This is a genomic window from Xanthomonas euvesicatoria (assembly GCF_013112235.1).
Lineage (GTDB): Bacteria > Pseudomonadota > Gammaproteobacteria > Xanthomonadales > Xanthomonadaceae > Xanthomonas > Xanthomonas euvesicatoria.
Map to the genome: position 1 here is coordinate 2,351,576 of NZ_JABFFS010000001.1, position 18,023 is coordinate 2,369,598.

The following is an 18,023-nucleotide window of genomic DNA, read 5'->3' on the forward strand; positions in this document are numbered from 1 at the left end:
TGAGAAGTAGGAGGCAGGGTTACTTGTCGCGGTTCCCGTCGGGCTTGAACCCCGCGATCCACATCCGTGTGTCCTTGAAGGGCGTCAGCATTCCGGAGGGGCCGGGATGCAAGTCGGCGGTCTGGATAAACCCGGAGACCCAGGCGACGCGCAGCGACACGTCCACAGCGCTGTCGGCGACCCCAGGGCGGCTCACGTTGACGACGAAGGGCTGCGCAGGCGTGTTAGGGCCCGTGGACCGCTGAGTGCCGGAGTTCGGCTTGCTGGGCAGCACGCGGATGCCGCTCAAGGTGTCCCGCCCCTTCCACAGCGCAGCGTTGTTGAGTTCAGCGGTCTCGCCCAGGTCGTCCGTTTCCGTCAGCGACGCATCGAAGCACGTGCGGAAGGTCTCGGTCGTCGACGCTGTCGGGCTGGTCCAGATGCGGGCCTCCGTCGTCCAGCAGGGCAGCGAAGCACCCCACTCGGTGAACGTGAGCGCCACTCGCGGCCATTCCAACTTCCCAAGCTGGGCCTGCTGGTGGTTGTCGCCCTTGAAGAGCCCGGGCAGCTTTCCGGCGCCGCTGATAGGCGTGTAGATCGAGCCCGTCCCCTGGCTGCCGGCCTTGTTGCCGCCGTTCGGCTTGATGCCGACCATCTGCTTGCCCGAGTCTGCCAGGCTCTTTCCGAGTTGGCGGAAGAAGCTGGACTTCTGTGCCGGCACGTCCTGGGCGTGGGTGGTCAACGGCGAGACGAGCGTCAACGCCAGGAGCGCAGCGAACGCTCCTTGTCCTGTGTGCTTCATACGAAAAGCCCCTGTAGACCGCCGGTCTGGCAGCATTTACGATATTCGCAGATGAGAAGCCCGCTTCCAAGCGGCACACTGAGGAAATTCAGCTTTCGTGCAATCTTCTCGATGCCCAAACCCAAGACACCGGCCACGGTCTATGGCACGCGTCTGCGCCATGCGCGCATGGCCATGGGCTGGACCCAGGCCGAGCTGGCGGAGCGCATTGGGATGGTGGACAACGTCTCAGGGGCGACGCGCGTGAGCCGTTACGAGACGGGGCAACATGACCCCGACCCCGCGACCGCTGAGGCGTTGGCAAAAGCGTTGAAGTTGCCGGTGGCTTACTTCCACGCTACCTCTGACCTGTTGGCGGACATCATCCTTCTCGTGTCGCGCCTACCAGTGGCGAAGCAGAAGGAAGCGCTAGAACGCCTCAAAGAGTTGTCTGTGAAGCAAGGGGGGGAAGGCTAGGGTGATGTGTTAGCCTTTTAGCACTATTTAAAATTCCGGTTTAGCGTCGTCCATCATCAAATTTCGCTTACAACTCAAGGATCGGTGCTACTAGCGAAAGATGTTGGTCTGTGATCGTCTGATCGTTTCAATTTTTGCTAGTTCATCAACCATGACTTCCCGGGGAAAGGCGATGTCAGAATGGACTGTGTGCTTGGCCAGCACGGCGCATTCTCAGCCAGTGCGATGCATATTGGCGACAATGTGACCAATATTGGAAGGAGTCCAACCCATGCAGTTTCAGTTCTGGTCAGCACTCTTCATTTTTTTGGGCTCCTATTTCCCCTTGGCCTTGATCCTGATGGTTCAAGACATTTCGGCGAAGTATTGGGGTGCACCCTTGTGTGGCTGGAGAGGGCAATGGAACTGCCAGTTTCAGGTATTTGGTCACCCGTGGTTGGCGTCTGGGAGCGTAGGGGTTACCTTGGGAGCGCTCCTGTTGATGGTGGTGGTGCTCCGCTCGGTTCGGCTGACGCACCGCGTGCACGTGCAGGAAGTGAAGGCTATTCCCAATGACCTAATTAACTACGTGCTGCCGTATGTGGTGTCTTTTATGGGTCTGAGCTATGGGGATCCGCAAAAGCTCGGCGGTTTTCTGGTCTTTTGGATTGGGCTGTTCGTCATTACGTATCGATCCGGTCAGATTTTGATGAACCCACTGCTGATCGTGATGGGCTGGAAACTCTACGAGGCTAAGGTTGCCTTAGGCCAAGTCGGTGCCGTTCGAATAGTTAGGGTCTTGAAAAAAGGTGCGCTTTTGCCCAGTATCCAGATAGCCGAAGAAATACAGGACGTTTATCTAATGGGGGATCCATGACCGACCAAGCATTGAGGGAACTGCAGGGTTTTGATCTTGATACCGCAAGGGTTCATTTGTGGGTCTTTAAGTCCAGCACGACTGTAAGCCGATTTACTGCCAACTATGTCCGTATAGATGAGGCTCTGGAGGGTAGGCTGCGCGAGTTCGCTAAGACGCAAAGGGCAAAGATGACTGAGTGGATTCCCTATGGACACTTGGCTCAGCCCACGGACAACGGCTGCTTGTCGGTCTCAGCTGCGGACACCGACTTTGCCTTGCTTCAGGCGCTTGTAGACCGCCCAGAGCTCGAACACCCGGCAAAGAAGCGTGACCAGCTCAAGAATGCCGCTGGTTATGTAGTCAAGTTCTATCAGGAAGAGCGCGTGCTATATGCAGTGCGACGTTCTCCGGCCACGTGGAAGACCGCGTATAGAAAGAAAGGGGTTATCAACATGGCGTTCCAAAACGGCGCGCTCAGTGCCGTGCAGGAAGTGGATTTTACCTTGGAGCCGGGATTTGATCTGTTTGCCTTGGATGACTCGTTGCTCGTAGGTAATAAGCGTGCCTTTGAGTCAATGATGAAATATCGTGCTGGCTTTGTTGACGCGTTTGTTGAGCTTCAGGAGGAAAAAAAGTTCATTTCCCTTTTCACCGACATGGCGCCTTTGGTCGCTCATGTCGGGCTTAATGGCACTCACTTGCGCCGCATGGCGGTCATTCAAGAGCGTAGGCTATACGAAAACCCCAAATATCTGGGGACGCTGCGCGAGGTGTGTGAAAGACACAACTGGGGAATTCAGTTTGATGCCGAAGGATTGATCATCCCAACCGAGGAAACCGCAAGGGTGATAATGACGCTGCTTCTAGATCAGCGCCTGATCAGCGAGATCACCGCAATCATGTATGACGTGCCAGGCGGTCATCGTGTGGATGCGGCTCAGTAACAGAAGCATCGGACTCTTTGATTTTCTACTCCCGGCGGTATCGACGGGAGGGCGCAGCTTTTGTGGCATGTCCAATTGCCTCAGGGATAGAACTTGCTCGAATCTGCCAAGCACGAAGCGAACTGCCCCCTCTTGTAGCGCGGCAGCTCCACGTTGGGCTGATACAGTTCCAGTGCGCTGATTTGCTTGCTGCGCGTTGCTTGCGATCGCTTGTGTAAGTAGTGCTTGCGCAGCACTGGAACCCGTTCACGGGGATCGGTGCTGTGGCCCGTGACCAGGGCAATCTCCTTCTCGGGGACGTCGATTGCATCTAGTTCGGTGGCCAAGGTGTGGCGGAAGGCGTGGAAACCGATTCCTTTCTCGAACCCAAGGGTCTTCAGGTAGCGCCCAAAGTCCACCACGAACTGCTGGCTGTAACGCGCATTCGTTTCCCCGGTCTTCCGGTTCACACCAGCGGAGAGCAACGGGAACAGTCGGGGGTGGCCGGTCGCCTTCATGTCTTCCACGAATTCCAGGAAGCCTGCCTCCAAGAGCGGCTTCGCGATCGGGACGATGCGCATGCAGCCCGCTCCCTTCATGCTCTGCCGGCTGCGCCGACGGCGTTTCGGGTCTGCGGCCAAGTCTTGGTCCAACGTCTTCTGGAAAGAGATGCACCACACCCCGCGTTCCTCGACGATGTCGGTCAGCTTCAGCTGGCAGACCTCGTTGACCCTGGCGCCGGTATACAAGCCGATCATCGGCGCCCACCAATACTGGGGTTTCTTGGCCCAGGGGATGAATGTCTCGGGGTCGAAAATGGTCTGCAGGTCTTCGTCCTCGAACAGCCGGATGGCCTTTTCTGGGTCGATGGTGTCGTCCTGCTTGATCTTCCGGAAGGCTTTCATGGGCGAAGAAACGATGGCCTGTCCGTTGACCAGGTGGTTGAAGAAAGCGACGAGGAACCGGCGATGACGCTCCTCGGTGGCCGGGGCCAGCGGTGCCACGTCCTGCTCTTTCCCCATGGCGATGGCTTCGTCGAAGGTGAGATCCTTCAACAGCGGGTCCGACGTCAAGTTCCTGGGGGCCCAGCGTAGGAGCTTCCAGAGCGCTTGGATGTGGTGGTAGTCGACACGTGATGCGGAGATGTTGCCGCAGGTAAGAAGCAGCAGCTTCAACGTGCGCTCTGTGGCCAGCACTGTCTTTGGGTCCAGCTGCCGGCGGCGCATGTCCTCCAGGTGGTCTTCGACTTCCTTGGCTAAGGGCCGAGCAGGAGTTCCCATCGGCAGCTGCTCGGGATACCGGGTGCCGCGCTTTAAGGCTTGTTTTCGGCCAGTCTCGTCCAAGGCCGCCAGGATGCATTCCTGGAGATTGATGGCCGCTTCCCGGCCTCGAATGATGGCGCGGTCGATGCGGAACCGGCCGATGTGGATGCCTTCCAAATGCAGGAGGCCGAAGGGCGAAGCGATGTAATCGTTGAGTGCTGCGGAGGGTAGAGTGGTCATGGGTCACTTCCATCGGAGATGGAAGTAGGGATATGACAGGACGAAAATTCGTCAACGGGGGCGATACAAAAACTTGCGGCCACGGCGAAGTCCTTAGGTGTTGGGGTATCGCCGCTGGGGTGCTTCCCAGACTCGCCAATCTGTTACCTGGTGAGAAGCCTTATGGACCAAGGATTTGCAGCGAATTGAGGCCGATTTATCGCAGTCAATTGCGTACTGTTTGCAGCAAATAAGCTAACGAGATAATGCTAAAGAGCTGGTTTTAAAATGAATATAAAATAAATGTTAGGTTATTTTCGTTAGTTTAATTGAGTTAATCGATGGCTGCGACGATGCGGACAACTCAGAAATTCCCTACATCGCGAGGGGATTGAGACCTATGGTTTACGAAACAACCTAAGCGTAATTTGACATTGCCGGACGCGAGACCGATGGTCGCTCTCCTCGCGGACGATTGAGCAGCGTCATGCCGGCGCCCTGTAAGAAGCTCACCAGCGACATCATGGCGAGTCCAGGTCTCGTTTGGCGTCATGGCGCTAAATAAGCGAGAAGACCGGATTCGCACTCGGATCTTCGTCGTTCGCTGCTTCGACAGACGTTGCTCCGATACGGACCTAAATTTGTGTAAGATTAAGCTTGCGTGAAGCGAGCTGATCTGCAACGCTATCCACCTTGGGACTGCGCTTACGCAGCTGTAATGGAATTACGAGAAGGTGAGATGGGCAACAAAGCAGTAGCGCTAAGTGCAGTCGCACTGGCAGTCGTAGTAGGTGGCATCATCTGGACGCACGAAGCGCGTAAGGACGAAGGGTCAACGCAGGGCATCTCCCAGAATGAGACTCCCAATGCAGCGAACGAATCAGTCAAGGATCGGGCTCCGTCTCAATCGGTTGAAGGCGGCGTCGATCTTCGGAATGACTCTCATGTTCGACATCCGTTCCCAGAAGTGCCGAAAACTAGAGACGGGATGAGCTTCGATAACGATCCTGGCTATGCCGAAAGCAAGGCCGAGCAGAAGTGGCTGGATCGTCATGGCTATCCCAACGAAAAACAGCTAGAGGCTTACATGGTCGCCCCGGAGGCCCTGCTGAAGCAGGCATCGAGCGCGGGCGATAAAGTCGCTCAAACGATCTTGGATGCGCGGTTGTTGCCTTCAGACCCCATGGCGCAACAGCGCTTGGTGGATGCTGGAGCGGAAGGAAACCTCTTTGCTTTAAACATGCTGGCGTCCTTCCAAGGCGGCAGCGAAAGTGGTGATCCTGTTGCTGCGTATGCCGTGTCGCGTGTGGCGGAAATGCGTGGAGATACCCGTGCGTCTGTTACTCGAGAAGTAATGATGTCTAAGTCACTCTCAACAGAGCAAAGAATGCTCGGGGAGTCTGAAGCCTTGAGACTCAACGCTGAAATAGACCGGATCTACACTTCGAAGCATGGCAGGGCACCGGTATTGGATAAACGTCCAATCGGTCAGTAAGTTTGTGTGGTTAATTGTTCTTTAAAAAAGGAGTGGGGCGTAAATGGGAATTATGAAAAAAGCTGGCGTCGCTGCGATGTCTCTGACGGGGCTTATGGGGGCTGCATTTGCGTGCTCGGAACTCCCGATGCCGCCACTGGTGCCAATTCAGGTGCCCTTGACGCAGCTGCCAAAGTTTAGCGACAGCAAGAATCCTGCCAATGCCCTTTTTATGGATAGGCTTGATTCGGCAGCCTCCAAACTGCTGGGTGAGGGAAATTGGGTCGCAAACTCCTATAAGGGATATGTTTCCTACACCGTAAAGATTCTCAACTATACTGGCCGGGGCATGGTCTACATTGAGAAGCCTTGCGGAAAGAAGGCAAAGGAAATGGCCGAGAAGATTGCTCAGCAGCCTTCGAGCGGCGGCGGTGGTGGTGGCGGCTCCGCTGGAACCGGCGGTGGTGGTGGTGGAGTGCTGATCGGCGGCGGTTGCTACGGCTCTTGCGGCGGCAGAATTCCGACGGGTGACGTGGGTCCCATCGAAACCCTGCCGAGCTGAGATCAGGTCGAGCTTTTCTAAGAACGCCCCAGTTCAAAGCTGGGGCGTTTTTCTTTGTCACCAGGTGATTCTCGTTTCTCAAAAGGTGAGAGGAACCAGGTGGCGCTGGCGAGGTTGAAAGCGTTTCGTTGGCCTACACGTTAGGGCTCGGTGGGCGTTGCCAGGCTTTGAGAAGCTCCCCTATGGAATGCTTGAGCAGCGTCGTGCCGGCACCCTGCAAGAAGTTCGCTCTCGCTGTCCTGACGATGCTAAGTCTCAAGTGGTGCGACGACACTGCCGATACTCGAGCCCATGGACAGAGCCGATCTTCGCCGTCACCTTGAGCGTCTGGATGCTGCGGTGCCGACATTACGGGCCTCCAGTCCTGACCGCCGCCACTTCTGGCAAGCCTTTGCCAGCATGGCCGCCGCCATCGAGAGCAAGGCAGCGACGAGCGAAGACGCGCAGTTCGTCGGCCGTCGGGCCGAGGAAATCTTGTTCTGGCACGGGCTGGAAAACATGGACGAGCACGTCTGACTCCATTGGTGCTGCCTTGGTCCATCCCGAAGCTTGCGTGCTGCTCATGCGCAGCCATAAGGGCTTCAGGCAAGCACAGGTCCGCAGTAGCTTCATCACTGGCTGCAAAGCCCAGCCATCGCTCGCTGATATCAATCGACAGCGTCCATCCGAATGCCGTTTAGCTCGCAAGCCTTGTGGAATGCATGGTGCTGTCTCCACCAGCGCTGGGCCTCTTGAAGGGAATCTTGGCTTCGCTGTCCCGACCGCAAGGACAGGCCTCCTTCTCGGCGCTGGCGCTCTGTTGCGGCCCTTCGCTGTGCGCCGCTTGCGCGGTGCTTGCTCTCGGGTGCGGTAGGGCCGGACGCTCCGCCTACCGGTTCCCACGAGGCGCACAACGCGCTGGTGGAGACAAACCGATGAAGCGCACCCAAGACCTGAAGGCTCAATACCAACTCCAGATGGACGAGGAGGGCATCTTGCTCGCCGCCGCCCACATCCTGGAGCAGCGCCGACAGCGCCAAGGCCGCATCCACAGCCCCGACCAAGCCGGCGATTACTTGGTTGCCCGCTGCGCACATCTGAGTCACGAAGTCTTCGGGGCCGTCTTCCTCGACACCAAGCATCACATCCTGGCAACCGAACATCTCTTCTTCGGCACGGTCGACGGCTGCGAGATTCATCCCCGAGTCGTGGCACAGCGCGCTCTTGAGCTCAACGCGGTGGCCGTCATCCTCTTCCACAACCACCCGAGCGGCAATCCAGAGCCGAGCGAAGCGGACCGCAAGGTCACCCAGCGCCTGCAGGAAGCCTTGGGCCTCCTGGACATCCGAGTGCTGGACCACCTGGTCATCGGTGGCCAGAAGAGCGTCAGCCTCGCGGCAAGGGGGTGGGCATAGCCCCCCTTCTTTCATCGGGTGACGACGGCGCAGATGTGCTCCGTAGAACGGGACCCACTGCTTACCGCATAGCAAGCCACAGCAACAGCAAGAACATGCATGCTCCTGCGACAGCAGCGAACATCTTCCACTGTCGGAGTTCGGCTTTTAAGCCCTGACTATCCAGCTTGCTCTGCTGCAATAGCTCTCCCAGGTGGCGGCGAGTTTCGTCAAGCTCGGACTCCCTCCGATCCAGTTTTGTCGAGAGTTGAATCAACTTGTCTTCGGCATCGCTTGCTTCGGTTCGTGCGTCTTCTGCCTCTTGAGCTGCATCCAGGCAATCTCGCAGTCGGTGGCCGAAATCGCTGGGCGTGAGGAAAACATCGTCGGCGTGCTTGTCCAGCAACAGCACGTCGTTGGCATGGCCCAGCGCGGCATAGAAGGGCAGGCCTGTTTCGATCAGGGCACGGGTGACGTTGCGTGAGTCACCAATGGTCTCTAGTCGCTCGCCACCACCTCGCGCGATGACCAGTCCTTTTACGCCAGTTGCAGTGAGCTGCTTCAACGCTTCAAGGAACTTGGTTTCATCACCGAAGTTGGCCGTCACAAGCGTGTTGTTTCGAAGTTTCTGCAGTCTTGCCGCAGAGCAGATGTCGTCCCAACCGGTCTTGCTCGCAAGGAAGCCAAGCCCAGAAAGGCCATTTTTCCCGAGGAACTCCCCAATCGTCACTGGATTGCGTCCGCGATCCGGGATGGGAACCCGTGGCTCCCGCGCTGCCGTGAGCCAGGGGCCCTCCACACGCCCCTGGAGCTCTACGGACATTTTTCTGTTCACCGTCAAAACGCCCGCGATGATGATCGGTGCGTCGTCTTGGGGTTGTTCCTCTAAAGGGATACGGAAGCTCAACTCTGCGCCGGGATAAGGCTCAAAAACCCCATAGCAGAACTGTTTCCATGGCATGAGTTTCTTGGCTCTCCCGGCTACCCGGATTGGTAGCTTCCCGCCCTCCAGGCGCGCAAGAGGCAACACCTGGTCAGCGGTGATCCAAGGCGTGTTGGCGTCGGTGGCTGCTGAGTCGAGATTGCGGCTTGCTTGAGACATGAGCGCATCAATGAAAGCATTTCCTACAATGTAGCCCAGCGATCGAAACGTGGCCCACGAGTGACTCGCTATACCGGGAGATTTGTCACACAACCATGCGGTGCGCTCGACAATTCCGACGTTTGACTTGCTGGGCTACTGTGCGGATAGACTGAGCCTCCCAACTCTTCGTATGAGCTGGCTTATGGACTTCAGTTGCAACGGACGCCCCCTCTCCTTTGCCTTGGCCATGACATTGGCCGCAGGGGTTTTGACTTCGGGACTGGTGGCGTGCGCTCAACCTTCGGCCTTGCCCCAGGAGACCACTGTGCCAAACCCCCCAAGCAAGGCCGCGATTGAGGCCGAACAGAACAAAGCTGCTGCGGCATCCGATATCGCGGCGGATGCCGCGGCAAAGGTCACGCCTCGGCTTGTCGATGAAGACGACTACCCCGAGTTGCAGCCGGGGCCCGCGTTGACTGCCCCCGCACTCATCAAGGTCATAGCTCAGTTGGCACAGGCTCTTCGCTCCCAAGCCGACACGGCCCCCGGAGCTGTTGAGCACGCCACGGGATTGAAGTTGCCCTCCGATGCCAAGGGGCGACGCTATGGGGCTAGGGGCGCACTTGAGAAGGTAGGTTACGAGGTGGCGGTCTGGAAGCCCTACGCCAAGCACCCTGGCCACTTGATAGAAGTGTCGGTCAGCCCGCCTGGCTCATGCGAACTCACCATGGACGCGGTGCAAGCCCCTCTGTTGTCGGCGGGCTTCCGGATGACCAAGCCGGGTTTTGGTGACGACCACCGGATCATGTTCGACAAGCACGCCGGTCAAAACCTTGGTGCCTACATCGCCGTTAAGACAGACAACCGCAACGATCCGCACTGTGTTTCGAGAGTGACCTTCGAGTTGGAGCCAATCGATGGTTGACCCACGTGTCGAACAGCTCCTCAGCGAGGTAGAGAAGCAAGCCGGGTTGCCGCCTTCGGCTGCTCGGGACTTTCGCGAGGCCGTCGAAACCTCTCCCTACCTTGCGTCTGCGATGGCCCAGGCCGTGGAGAGCGGCAGTTTGCGTCACCTGTCGGTGTCAAACCGGCCGAACGAAGGCGGGCACTACGACGCGAGCACAGGCACGGTCAATGTCAGCGCGGATATATTCCAGAGAACCAAGCAATCGGATCGCGTGGATTTGCTGACGGGTGTGCTGGGTCACGAGACCGGGCATGCGTTGATGGCCAAGTCGGCTGAGCAATCGCGATACAAGCTTGCCTACGGCATCGATCAAGCCCTCAAGGAGGGAGCGCAATACGGTGAGCCGGTGGTGGATGTCACTCCTACAGCCAAGGAATATCTTGCCTCCGCTCGCCGGGATGAGGGCCTGGCAGAGTTGATGAGCATGAACTCTGTGGCGAGCCGGGTGGTCACGACCACTGGCGAAGTCAACCAAAAAGATCTGCTGCGTCGGCTAGACCCCACGACCGCTTGCGTCACCAACGAACAGTTGGAGCCCGGTGTCCGGCTAGATAAGCATGGATTGCAGCTTACGCAGGGCCGCATTGCCAGCCCTGCCGTGGAGGCGGTGGCCGAGTGCCATTTTGACAAGGGTGGCAACACCTTGGGACACAAGGGCACCTCGGCCTACCAGGCTTACTACACGGCTTACGCCATTGGTGCTGGCGCCGACATCTGGAAAGATCGTGCGAACGTCACGGCGCAGCCGATGCCTAAGTTGGGCTACAACCTGCAGGAGCTAGGGGTGAGTGCTCAGCAAGCCGAAGATGCGGGTATTGACCTGGGTGGGGTGGGCAAGACGTTCGGGTTTGCGGACACCTCCCAGGGACAAGTGCGTCAAGTGGAAGTGCGGCAGTTAGGTGCGGGCAACAGCAATCGCCCGGAGTTGATGTCAGGAAATGATGTCCAGCCGCAGCGGATTTTGGCCGACAACCCGGCCCATGCCGACCATCAGACTTATGTCCGCATCCACGACTGGGTCAAAGGCACGGGCAACTGGAACGACGAGGAGAGCCGCAACGTGTCGGCGTCGCTCTACAAGCAGCAGGCCGAAGATTCACTTTTGCAGCGGGTCGATCGGGTGACCGGAGGCCTGGGGAGCAATGGCGCTCAGAACGTCGTTGCGATCTATGCGCCCTTTGGGGACAAAGGGCCGTTCTTCCATGCTCATGTGGACGGGCGCGAGGCTTCTCAGCAGCCCGCGCAGCAGAGCCTCCAACAGGCGGAGGTCATTAAGCAGGACCAGATGCGACAGCAGCAGATGGAGCAGACCCAGCAACAAACAGCTCAGCAGGAGCAAGGACCGCGCATGACCATTTAGCGGGAAAGCTGGATGGAACGATGAGCAAGAATTTCGATTGAATTTGTCGGTGGGCGAAGACTCAACGAACAGGGGGCGGCATGAGCATAGTTGCGTATCGCTGCGGGAAGCAGATCACTGACGAGATAGAGCTTCAGGCTTATCTCGCCTCTTTGTTGAGGCTAGAAAACGTCGGTTTGCTGCTTGGGGCCGGAGCATCCTGCTCTGCTGGTGGGCAGACGATGAGGACTCTATGGAGCAGCTTCTTGGCAGGGAACCCAGTCAAGGCAGATTGGCTTCTGGCGCAAAAGTTCATCACGGAGAACGAGAAAAGATTGCCACTGCCTCCGGCTCCCCGGCCTCCTCCTGGAGTTGTGCCGTCCGCGGCGAACCCCTTCATCCAGGTCTCGGTCCCTGTCGCAGTTTTACCAAACTTCGAAGTCCTTCTGGACAAGCTTGAAATCGCAATCCTTGAATGGGAGCGTCAAGGTAGTCCTCAACTTACCGAAGCCCAGGGTGTCAGAACGGCCCTCTTCAGATCCGTCGTGAATGCTGCGAAGCTCAAGGAGGATTGGTGGAAGTCTCCCTTAGGTGCTGACTTGGCCGACGAACTGGGAGCCCATCGCTCGATTCTTCAGAAGCTCACTGCAGCACGCCAGCCCGGCCAGCCAGCCCCCTGGGTCTTCACAACCAACTACGATCTGGCGATTGAGTGGGCAGCGGAATCGGTAGACCTTCAGGTCATCAACGGCTTCTTAGGCGTGCATAGCCGCCGCTTCTCGCCCCAAAGCTTCGACCTCGGGTTCCGCAATGCCCAAGCCAAGGGAGAGGCCCGTTTCGGCGTCTACAATATCTACTTGGCCAAGCTCCACGGGTCGTTGACCTGGAAAGAGGTTGACCACAGCTTGTATGAGGTCTCGGCCTCTGAAGCATGGCGTGACATCGGGGATTTTTTGATAGGCCTCCAAGACACGCTTAGCTACTTGGTCCTGCCGCGTGCCGCGAAATACCTCCAGACCGTCGGGTATGTCATGGGCGAGCTGCTGCGACGGTTCGCGGAGTTCATGGCCCGACCGCAAACGGCGCTCATCATAAGTGGCTATGGTTTTGGCGATGAACACATAAACCGACTCATACGCTCCGCCTTGCTCAATCCGACGCTTCAGGTGGTCGTGTATCTCCCTGAGTTCAAGGGCGATCCCACAGCGGGTGATCTCCCGCAAACCGTGCGCAGATTGCTTGCGCTTCAAACGCCACGTTTGACCATCGTTGGTGGTGGTGAAAGAGCCTACACCAGCGCTTTGGCAGCCGATCTGCCTGACCCCACGATCTACGATCAGGAGCTGGCGGACTTGCGCAGGCGTTTGATGCCCGAGAAGCCCGACGTAGAGGAGGACGACGAGCTATGAGGAGCCGGCAGGCCATCGGCTACGTTGTCCAAATCGACGGCGTGGATATCACGCTGAACCTCATGGATGTCCATCGCGGCCAACTGGCCGCTCACGCGCACGGGGTCTCGGTTGTCACTGAAGTGGGAAGTCTTCTCGGGATTGAATCCGGTGGCCGGCTATTGGTGATGAAAGTTCAGTCCTTGTCCTTTGCTGAGCCCAAAGAGGTTCACCGGTTTGGGCTCTCGGGAACATCGGTTGCTTCCGAGCCATTGCGTCATCTCACCGGTTTGGTGGTGGGTCGGCTGCGGCGTGACACAGGAAAGCTGGCTTTCGTGTCTGACTCTCTTTCCTCGCCTGCGCTAGGGGCTGAGGCCTTTCCGCTCACTGACGAAGAGCTGTCTTCGATTCTGCACAGTTCTTTGGCCTCACCGGCAGACATTCACTTGGGGGATGACCTGCGGGGTGGCGGCCGTTTGATGGTGGACCTGGAGAGTTTGGTTTCCAGGCATGTCGCGGTGCTTGGCAGTTCAGGGCAAGGAAAGAGCTGCTTTACAGCTGCGGTGCTCCAGCAGATCGCCAAGATGCCCAAGGCGCGGGTGGTCATCTTCGATATCAACGGCGAATACGAAGACGCTTTCCCTGCTGCCAGCTATCCTCCGGGAGCCATCAAAGTCACACGCATCGGCGGGTCAGATCCGAATAGCTACCGTATCCCTTATTACGCGTTGGGTCGCTTGGGCCTGCAACGCCTGTTGTTGCCCAGCGATAAGACTCAACGGCCCGCCCTTACCTTTGCCTTGGACCACCTCAACCAGGTGAAGTGGTTCCCGGCTTACGGTGGCGTGGGCCTAGCGACGGACACGCAAGCATCGTTGTTCGACGACTGTCGGAGTGACCGCGTATCCGAGGCGCAGACCATCATTGAAAGCCTACGTGCAGGGATGCCACCGCCGGCGCTCTCTTGGCCTCCCATGCAGGCCCTCGGTCCCTTGATTGCTGACAGCCACGCCATTGCTCCTGCGCGAAACGGCTTCGAACGCAGCGCCTGGAACTACGGAAACATTGCCCCGCTCATTACTCGCATCGCCAGATTCGTGGATGACGAGATGTTCAAGGATGTGGTGAGCGTAGCTGGTGGCCCGGGCTGCGGTGGTCCGCTCAGCTGGAAAAACGAATCAAAAGCGGTCGTGGAACGGCTGTTTGGCGGAGATGAGGTCAACTGGCGGGTGCATATCGTTGACCTCCGTCGGGTGTCGCACGATCTGACGCCGTTTGTTTTAGGGGCAGTGTTGGAGCTCTACGCGTTTGAGCTCTTTAGACGGGGGCAGGAGAACAAACGGGAGACCTTGCTAGTGCTTGAGGAGGCGCACCACTACCTCCGGCAAATGGGGACTGGCGATGAAGCTGTGAACAATGCTCTGGCCTACGAGCGTCTAGCAAAGGAAGGGCGAAAATTTGGGTTGGCACTATGGCTCAGCACCCAGCGACCTTCAGAGATATCTCCGACCGTGCTTTCCCAGTGTAATACCTGGGTCTCTTTTCGCCTGTCCTCGGAGAAGGATCTTTCCGCGATCCAATCCGCAAGCGAGTGGGCGGATAAGCGTGAGGTGCGAAGGATCGCTGGGCTTGCTCGCCAGAACGCTTTGGCTTTCGGTGGAAGCCTCCAGATGGCCACTCTGATTAAAGCTCCAGTAGCTCATCCTCTCCCTCGTTCTGAAGACGGCCGCTTCAACAGCTGGGCTTCCGACGTGAGCGAAGAAGAGGAAGAGGGTTTTGGTGACTACCTGTGATGCGCTTGTCTCGTGGCATGACCGCGCCCGACTGCGCGCATCGCGTCAGTGGAACCTAGCTTCCGGCGATTGACTCTTGCCGGTTACGTGCTCCCGGAGCAGTGACTCTAGTTCCGCGTCGTCCAGTGCATGGGCACCCGTCTGGAAGACTAGGTCAGCCACTCGCTGCCGTCGTCTCATCTCTTCGCGCCTTGCTGTTTCCTGCGCCTTTGCTTCGCGGCGCTGGTTGGCTAAAAGCTCTTTCGCTTGCAGCTGTGCTAAGCGCTCGGTGGCCCGCTGAATTTGGTCTCGGTAGTGATTCGTTGCGGTCATGCGTTTCTCCTGTCGCTTGAAAATGAGTCAAGCAGGAAAACGGCTCGCGTCAAGCATTGAGGTGGTCTCGAATTTCGTCCGCCGCGTGACTCGAAAGTTCTGAAAAACAGGAGCTTTCAAGAACAAGCAAGAGCGCACCTAGGTGTCACTGCGTGACACGTGCGCAAAGGGCTTCGCCCCTTGAACCCCAAGTGCTTTCAGCCCTTGCGCAAATCCGAATCCAAGGCATAACGAAGCGAACCCAATCGCTTCGGAACCCATGCTTCATGGCCATCTATCACGCGCAAGTCAAGACATTCAGCCGCGCCAAGGGGCACTCATCTGTCGCAGCGGCCGCCTACCGCGCCGGCCTGCTGCTTGAGGACGCGCTCACCGGCCTGCGCCACGACTACCGCCGTCGGGACGGCGTGGTCGAAACGCGCTGCATTGCTCCCGAGGACGCGCCCGATTGGGCTCTGGTCCCCGCTGAGCTCTGGCCGGCGGCAGAGGCGGCTGAGCGTCGCAAAGATTCCACGGTTGCACGTGAGTTTGAATTTGCCTTGCCCCACGAGCTCGACGATCTTCAGCGCTCCGAGCTGGCCGTGGAAGTCACCCGTGCGCTCGTCGGGCGCTACGGCTTTGCGGCCCAGGCCAGCATCCACAGCCCCGGCAGCAAGGACGGCTTGAACTGGCACGTCCACGTGCTGGCGACGACGCGGCGCATGGGGCCAGACGGTCTCACGGACAAAACAAAGGAACTGGATGGCGGGCCGTCGGGACGTGTTGAAGTGCAGTGGGTGCGCGAACTCATCGCCTCCACCATCAACGCCCACCTTGAGAAGGCGGCGCTTGAGATTCGCGTGGACCACCGCCGACTTAAGGTCCAAGCCGAAGATGCACTGGCGCGCGGCGACCTTGCCGCTGCTGCCGTCCTGTCCCGAGAGCCCACCAAGCACGTCGGCAAAAACGGCACGGCGTTGGCTCGACGGGGCCAGCCGTCGGAGCGTTCGGACGCAAACCGTCGAATCGAAGAAACCAACGAGGAGACCTTCCGAAAACTCATTGACGTGTTCGAGCAGGAGGGGCGCGCCATGCCGGTGCCCGATGGTCATAGCCGGGCCCAGGCCGAGCGCGAGGCTCGCCGGTCTTCCGCCGTGCTATCTCTGCCACTGGGGCGCGGGGCGGGGCACATCGAGATGTCGAGCAGCATGGCGCCCATCGCCCGTGGGCTGGGACTGCTGGAAGCCGAGGATGCCAAGCCGCATCGCGATCCGCGTTCGGTCTCCGAGCTCGCGGAGGAGGCCAGCGACGAATGGGGAGTGGCTGTTCAAGCGGATCCCCGCTTGGCGAAAACACTCCACGCAACACTGGACCTGCTGCAGTGGATCAGGGAACGCGTGGCTGCCTTCGCCGACGAGGCCCGGCTGCGTCCGGACCTCAACGAGCTGCTGCGGCGGCTGCGGCGCTTCAAGGCAGCCGCCATGAAGTTCGCCCGGCGGCTATTGGCGGTGCGCCGAGCGGAGAAGCTGCACCACATGGCCGAGAACTCATGGAACGACTTCGTTGCGAACAACCCCGAGCCCGGTCCATCGTGGATGCAGGGGGGATGGAATCAGAGGCGTGGTCGCCGACTGAGCACCCTCGAAAGTAGAACCGCAGAGATGGCGGATGCAAGGGCCAGGGTGACCCCGGAGGAACAAGCCCTTTGCGAGAAAGAAGCCTCGGCCAACGCGGCGCATCTGGAGGTGTGGAGCCGAGACATGCTCCAGCGGTATCCCCTCCAGCTCGACATGGCGAGTGAACCCGAACAGCATCGTCCCAGCCCTGCCATCTTCGTCCCTCCCGCTCCTGTCTACGTTCCCAAGCCGCCGCGCTTCCACTGAAACCATTGAGCCCCGCACTGCGGGGCTCAATGTTTATATGCTCTCGGTAGACTCAGTGAAGGGTCGGCCGTTTTTTGGCACGCACAGGATCCAACTGTGCGTCTTTGTTCTTCCGGCCCGCGCGCCATTCGTCTATCGATGGGAGCTCTCGAACAATGACAGCCTCGCGTGTGCGCACGGCCGGCGAGGGCCGGGGAGGAGCATGGTCCAACGATGGAGCGGCGTTGCTTCCGCCTGGGACGTTCTTCTGGCTGTAGACGATCAGTTCGCCAGCGGAGGCCCAAGCATTGCAAACATTTCGCTGGCGCGTAAGGGGCTCGTCCGAAAGGGTTTGGCTCATCAGCCCTGCGAGCAGTTGGCCAGCGATTTCGAGTTGTTTGGGATGGGTGGTCATGAAAATTCCTACGTGTGGGGAAGCCCTCATCCAATCAACAATTCTCGACTGCGCAAGAGCTCGCTTGTGGGCTTATTTCACAAATTTGAATACGGGTCAAAATTTGATGGCTGCTATGTCATAAGGAAGCAGTTAAGCCGAGTCGGGCAGTTCGGGCTTGTGTGCGCTTCAACCGTCGGTTTCCCTCTGCTGTGACAGGCAATTCTGTCAAAGTAGCTTAGCTCAAGGTGACTTCGTCGGATGAATCAGATAAAGGGGGGAACACCAATCCCTATCTTGCTTGACAAGTCCCAAAATGGGACTATGATTGCGGCATGAGAGTCATCGCCATTGCCACGCTTAGGGACTACTGGGAGGCGAACCCCCCAGCCGAACAACCCTTGAAGGCGTGGTATGACGAAGCGAAGGCGGCCACTTGGAAGTCACCGCAGGACATCAAAAACGCTTACCGAAATGCAAGCTTCATTGCCAACAACCGAGTGGTGTTCAACATCAAAGGCAATGATTACCGATTGATCGTGGCGGTGGCTTACCGAGTCCGCATTGTTTACGTGAAGTTTATTGGCACACACGCCGAATACGATCAGATAGACGCCGTAACCATAGAGGTTGACTGACATGAACATCACCCCCATCCGCACCCCCAGTGATTACAAGGCTGCATTGAGGTCGATCTCCAAGCTGGTGGAGGCTGACCCCGCGCCCGATAGCCCGGAAGGCGAATACCTGGACGTGATGGCTACGCTCATTGAGGCGTATGAAGCCAAGCAGTTCCCCATAGATGCGCCGGATCCGATCCAGGCAATCAAGTTCAGAATGGAGCAGGCCGGTCTTGAGCCAAAGGATCTCGCCGCCTCCATTGGCAAGCCCAACCGCGTGTATGAAGTGCTCAACGGGAAGCGTGGTTTGTCCATTGAGATGATCCGAAACCTTCGCAAAAACCTGGGCATCCCTGCGGAAAGTTTGATTGGCGCCTAATCCTTAGCCCCCGCTTCG

The 18,023-nt window shown here is 58.3% G+C and carries 19 protein-coding genes; 14 read left to right on the top strand and 5 right to left on the bottom strand.

Annotation, left to right across the window (positions count from 1 at the left end):
- Positions 1-19 precede the first annotated feature (19 nt).
- A complete protein-coding gene (locus HLH45_RS10205) occupies positions 20-781 on the bottom strand; it encodes a hypothetical protein (RefSeq protein ID WP_008573348.1) in 762 nt (253 codons plus the stop codon).
- Between the two features lie 51 nt (positions 782-832).
- Here HLH45_RS10205 and HLH45_RS10210 point away from each other — a divergent pair, with 51 nt between their 5' ends.
- From HLH45_RS10210 to HLH45_RS10220, 3 genes are all read left to right on the top strand, one after another.
- Positions 833-1,237, top strand: coding sequence for a helix-turn-helix domain-containing protein (locus HLH45_RS10210; protein WP_008573347.1), 405 nt, complete (start codon positions 833-835; stop codon positions 1,235-1,237).
- 271 nt (positions 1,238-1,508) lie between these two features.
- Positions 1,509-2,093, top strand: a complete 585-nt coding sequence (locus HLH45_RS10215) for a KwaA family protein (RefSeq protein WP_008573346.1) — start codon at positions 1,509-1,511, stop codon at positions 2,091-2,093.
- Entirely contained in the window at positions 2,090-3,019 is a 930-nt protein-coding gene (locus HLH45_RS10220) for a Kiwa anti-phage protein KwaB-like domain-containing protein (protein WP_008573345.1), read from the top strand. Before HLH45_RS10215 ends, HLH45_RS10220 begins: the two co-directional genes overlap by 4 nt.
- A gap of 80 nt (positions 3,020-3,099) precedes the next feature.
- On the opposite strand, the gene HLH45_RS10225 is transcribed toward HLH45_RS10220, so the two are convergent.
- Positions 3,100-4,500 carry a site-specific integrase gene (locus HLH45_RS10225; RefSeq protein ID WP_008573344.1) on the bottom strand — a complete coding sequence of 467 codons (1,401 nt, stop codon included), beginning with the start codon at positions 4,498-4,500 and terminating at the stop codon, positions 3,100-3,102.
- A gap of 967 nt (positions 4,501-5,467) precedes the next feature.
- On the opposite strand from HLH45_RS10225, the gene HLH45_RS10230 reads away from it, so the two are divergent.
- The 4 genes from HLH45_RS10230 to HLH45_RS10245 all read left to right on the top strand — a co-directional run bounded on the left by HLH45_RS10230 (position 5,468) and on the right by HLH45_RS10245 (position 7,909).
- Entirely contained in the window at positions 5,468-5,974 is a 507-nt protein-coding gene (locus tag HLH45_RS10230; protein ID WP_033478733.1) for a hypothetical protein, read from the top strand.
- A gap of 43 nt (positions 5,975-6,017) precedes the next feature.
- The gene (locus HLH45_RS21640) at positions 6,018-6,515 is read left to right on the top strand and encodes a hypothetical protein (RefSeq protein ID WP_046931830.1); all 498 of its coding nucleotides are present in this window, start codon (positions 6,018-6,020) and stop codon (positions 6,513-6,515) included.
- A 291-nt stretch (positions 6,516-6,806) separates the two neighbouring features.
- A complete protein-coding gene (locus HLH45_RS10240) occupies positions 6,807-7,031 on the top strand; it encodes a hypothetical protein (protein ID WP_008577078.1) in 225 nt (74 codons plus the stop codon).
- A gap of 398 nt (positions 7,032-7,429) precedes the next feature.
- Positions 7,430-7,909: a JAB domain-containing protein gene (locus HLH45_RS10245; protein ID WP_033479244.1), complete on the top strand. Its 480-nt coding sequence runs from the start codon at positions 7,430-7,432 to the stop codon at positions 7,907-7,909.
- A 61-nt stretch (positions 7,910-7,970) separates the two neighbouring features.
- On the opposite strand, the gene HLH45_RS10250 is transcribed toward HLH45_RS10245, so the two are convergent.
- A complete protein-coding gene (locus tag HLH45_RS10250; protein WP_008577075.1) occupies positions 7,971-8,990 on the bottom strand; it encodes an exodeoxyribonuclease VII large subunit in 1,020 nt (339 codons plus the stop codon).
- Between the two features lie 184 nt (positions 8,991-9,174).
- Here HLH45_RS10250 and HLH45_RS10255 point away from each other — a divergent pair, with 184 nt between their 5' ends.
- The 4 genes from HLH45_RS10255 to herA all read left to right on the top strand — a co-directional run bounded on the left by HLH45_RS10255 (position 9,175) and on the right by herA (position 14,459).
- On the top strand, positions 9,175-9,897 hold the full coding sequence (locus HLH45_RS10255; protein WP_108723351.1) for a hypothetical protein: 723 nt from the start codon (positions 9,175-9,177) through the stop codon (positions 9,895-9,897).
- Positions 9,890-11,299 carry an XVIPCD domain-containing protein gene (locus HLH45_RS22075; protein WP_008577072.1) on the top strand — a complete coding sequence of 470 codons (1,410 nt, stop codon included), beginning with the start codon at positions 9,890-9,892 and terminating at the stop codon, positions 11,297-11,299. Before HLH45_RS10255 ends, HLH45_RS22075 begins: the two co-directional genes overlap by 8 nt.
- Before the next feature lie 80 nt (positions 11,300-11,379).
- Complete coding sequence (locus HLH45_RS10265; RefSeq protein ID WP_008577070.1) at positions 11,380-12,687, top strand: SIR2 family anti-phage-associated protein; 1,308 nt, start codon at positions 11,380-11,382, stop codon at positions 12,685-12,687.
- Positions 12,684-14,459 (top strand): anti-phage-associated helicase HerA, encoded by a 1,776-nt coding sequence (gene herA, locus HLH45_RS10270; RefSeq protein ID WP_008577068.1) that lies wholly within the window; start codon positions 12,684-12,686, stop codon positions 14,457-14,459. Before HLH45_RS10265 ends, herA begins: the two co-directional genes overlap by 4 nt.
- A 45-nt stretch (positions 14,460-14,504) precedes the next feature.
- Here the strand turns inward: herA and HLH45_RS10275 are convergent, their stop codons facing one another.
- Positions 14,505-14,771, bottom strand: a complete 267-nt coding sequence (locus HLH45_RS10275) for a hypothetical protein (RefSeq protein ID WP_008577066.1) — start codon at positions 14,769-14,771, stop codon at positions 14,505-14,507.
- Between the two features lie 266 nt (positions 14,772-15,037).
- Here HLH45_RS10275 and HLH45_RS10280 point away from each other — a divergent pair, with 266 nt between their 5' ends.
- Entirely contained in the window at positions 15,038-16,633 is a 1,596-nt protein-coding gene (locus tag HLH45_RS10280; RefSeq protein WP_046931835.1) for a MobA/MobL family protein, read from the top strand.
- A gap of 52 nt (positions 16,634-16,685) precedes the next feature.
- On the opposite strand, the gene HLH45_RS10285 is transcribed toward HLH45_RS10280, so the two are convergent.
- A complete protein-coding gene (locus tag HLH45_RS10285; RefSeq protein ID WP_033478862.1) occupies positions 16,686-17,027 on the bottom strand; it encodes a hypothetical protein in 342 nt (113 codons plus the stop codon).
- Between the two features lie 314 nt (positions 17,028-17,341).
- On the opposite strand from HLH45_RS10285, the gene HLH45_RS10290 reads away from it, so the two are divergent.
- On the top strand, positions 17,342-17,644 hold the full coding sequence (locus HLH45_RS10290) for a type II toxin-antitoxin system HigB family toxin (RefSeq protein ID WP_008574518.1): 303 nt from the start codon (positions 17,342-17,344) through the stop codon (positions 17,642-17,644).
- A gap of 1 nt (position 17,645) precedes the next feature.
- Positions 17,646-18,005 carry a helix-turn-helix domain-containing protein gene (locus tag HLH45_RS10295; protein WP_008574516.1) on the top strand — a complete coding sequence of 120 codons (360 nt, stop codon included), beginning with the start codon at positions 17,646-17,648 and terminating at the stop codon, positions 18,003-18,005.
- Positions 18,006-18,023: the final 18 nt, after the last annotated feature.